This window comes from Deferribacterota bacterium (assembly GCA_034189185.1).
In the GTDB taxonomy this organism is placed as follows: Bacteria; Chrysiogenota; Deferribacteres; order Deferribacterales; family UBA228; genus UBA228.
On sequence record JAXHVM010000224.1, the window covers coordinates 1 to 2,427 of the forward strand.

Annotated in this window: 6 protein-coding genes; 2 read left to right on the plus strand and 4 right to left on the minus strand. The window is 27.5% G+C overall.

What is annotated here, in order from left to right:
* Nucleotides 1–579, plus strand: a 579-nt coding sequence (gene galT, locus SVN78_10190; GenBank protein MDY6821976.1) for a galactose-1-phosphate uridylyltransferase, incomplete at its 5' end; no start/stop codon positions are given.
* A 44-nt stretch (nt 580–623) separates the two neighbouring features.
* Here galT and SVN78_10195 read toward each other — a convergent pair.
* From SVN78_10195 to SVN78_10210, 4 genes are all read right to left on the minus strand, one after another.
* A complete protein-coding gene (locus tag SVN78_10195; protein ID MDY6821977.1) occupies nt 624–821 on the minus strand; it encodes a hypothetical protein in 198 nt (65 codons plus the stop codon).
* A gap of 162 nt (nt 822–983) precedes the next feature.
* A complete protein-coding gene (locus SVN78_10200) occupies nt 984–1,274 on the minus strand; it encodes a DUF1820 family protein (protein MDY6821978.1) in 291 nt (96 codons plus the stop codon).
* A 2-nt stretch (nt 1,275–1,276) separates the two neighbouring features.
* Nucleotides 1,277–1,738, minus strand: coding sequence for a hypothetical protein (locus SVN78_10205; GenBank protein ID MDY6821979.1), 462 nt, complete (start codon nt 1,736–1,738; stop codon nt 1,277–1,279).
* Nucleotides 1,729–2,106 (minus strand): phage holin family protein, encoded by a 378-nt coding sequence (locus tag SVN78_10210; protein ID MDY6821980.1) that lies wholly within the window; start codon nt 2,104–2,106, stop codon nt 1,729–1,731. The genes SVN78_10205 and SVN78_10210 overlap by 10 nt, the downstream gene beginning before the upstream one ends.
* A 93-nt stretch (nt 2,107–2,199) precedes the next feature.
* On the opposite strand from SVN78_10210, the gene SVN78_10215 reads away from it, so the two are divergent.
* A partial coding sequence (locus SVN78_10215; GenBank protein ID MDY6821981.1) for an FAD-dependent oxidoreductase occupies nt 2,200–2,427 on the plus strand: 228 nt, incomplete at its 3' end.

Genomic DNA, 2,427 nt, shown 5'->3' on the forward strand with positions numbered 1-2,427 from the left:
TTTGAAAACAGGGGTGGTGTCGGCAACAGTAATCCACACCCACATGGCCAAATATGGGCTGTTGAGACAATACCGGATGTAATAAGAAAAGAAATATATAACAAAGAAAAATATTTAAAAGATAATAATAGTTGTTTAATTTGTGATATAGCTAAATATGAAAAGGAGGTCAAGGATTTAGTTGTATTTGAAAACAACTCTTTTATTACAATAGTTCCTTTCTGGACAGTATGGCCTTTTGAAACACTTTCTATCCCAAAACGTCATATCGGATGTTTAAGTGATATTGACGATAACGAGAAAAAAGATTTAGCTATGTTATTAAAGAGATTAATTAAGATGTATGATTCTTTGTTTGATGTTGTAATGCCTCTCAGTTATGGATTCCATATAAAACCGAAAACATTAGGTAACAACATATATCATATGCATTTACATTTCTACCCTACTCTTTTAAGATCAGCTACAGTTAAAAAACATATGGCCGGTTTTGAAATGCTTGCTGCACCCCAAAGAGATATAACTCCTGAATTTGCAGCATTGACACTGAGAAACTTGCTTATAAATACAAATATTTAAGCTACCATTATACTGCAAACTAATTGAGTTAAATATTAAAATATTTAAGAGTTTTCATTTTTGTGTGATATAATAAACAAAATAGAAGCAAATAATGTCATAAAGAGGCCCCACCAGAAAGTAGGATTATATTCTGCAGTAGCAGTTACCCTTTCTGGGTTTATAAAATAATAGATACCAAGAATAATCAAAACTACACCATAAAGACCTATTATAGATCCTATCCATTTCCATAACTTCATAATAAAGCCTCCTTAAATAACTACCTTAACTAATTATACTTTTAGGCTCTATAACTGTCAAACGATATATTAACAACTAATCACATTAAAATAGAACTTTATTAAAATATCAAATAAAAAGATTAAATAAAATTTCTACTATATTTAAATATAGTAAATTAATTATTTATCATTATTATATAATCTAATTACAGGAGTTTCTTCCTTAAATGAGACCTCATCAATTCTAATAATGTAGTTTATAGGAATATAGGTTTTTTTCACATCCTTAAAGTCTTTTCTAACCTTATCATCCTCAGGCGTAACGATAATATCTGAAGAATCTATAAAAACTATATCACTAACCTCAATAAGCCCCAGAAAGGATGTAGGGTTTACTTCATTAGCATGTAGTTGCATTACCTCTTTTTTTTCATTTGCAAATATTATCCTATACAATTTTTTGTTCTTCACAGTCAACTTAATACCACCCTTATTTTATCATTTTCATATTTAATATTTATATCTTCCAATTTATAACCTTTATCCATAAGGTCTATAACTTTATTACATATAATATCCTCGATCTTACTTGGCAAGGTCAACCCTAAGCTATCTATTTTACCTGAGATTATCTTAAAAACATTTTCATCTTTATTTTTAATATATTCTAGTGAGCTCTCAGTACGTCTGCCCATACTTTTCTTGCTTTTACGGGCGAAGTACTTTGATAATAGATTATTATATTTATTCCTTAAAGAAATATCCCTAATCTCATAATGCCTATACTTGTTGATAATACTTTTAATTATAAACTCATTCATATCGGTTAAACTATTAAAAACATCACCATTATTATCAGATTCTAAATGTTGCATATTTATTATATATTCAAGTTTATTTAAATCACTTTTAATCCTTTCATTATTTATTTCCATACTATAAACCTTAATTCAGCACTTCTAGAGAAAAAGTCAAAAATTAAATTAATAAATCCTATAAACAAGCTCCCACCAATAGCAGCCCAAAAACCATCAATATTAAAGCCTGCAACAAAGGAAGCAGTTAATTTTAAAATTATAGCTGTAACAACTACATAAAAGAGACCAAATGTCAATATTTGAAGAGGCAAGGTTAATAAAACAAGAATAGGTTTTAAAAATATATTTAACAGCGTTAATATAAGTGCAGCTATTAAAAGTGTTAAAAATGCATCTATATTAATATGTTTAAAAAGCAAACTTGTAAAGCCCAAAGCTATAACATTTACAAAATACCTGTAGACAAGAAAATTAAACCTTAACATCACTTAAAAGTTATTATTTATTGAGCAAAAATCAATACCTTAGTTAATGTTTTAATATTGATAATTTATAAATTATTATATATAACATAAAATATGAAAAAAATTATAGTTATTGGTGGAGGTTTTACAGGTATTAATGTTGTAAAACAACTACAAGACAAAGATGACTTAGAGATAATCTTATTCGACTGTAATAATTATCATCTATTTCAACCATTATTGTACCAAGTTGCTATGGCAGGCCTTAACCCTGGTGATATTGCAACGCCACTTAGAACTATATTTAGTGGTAAAAAAAATATAAAAGTCTATTTAAGTAAA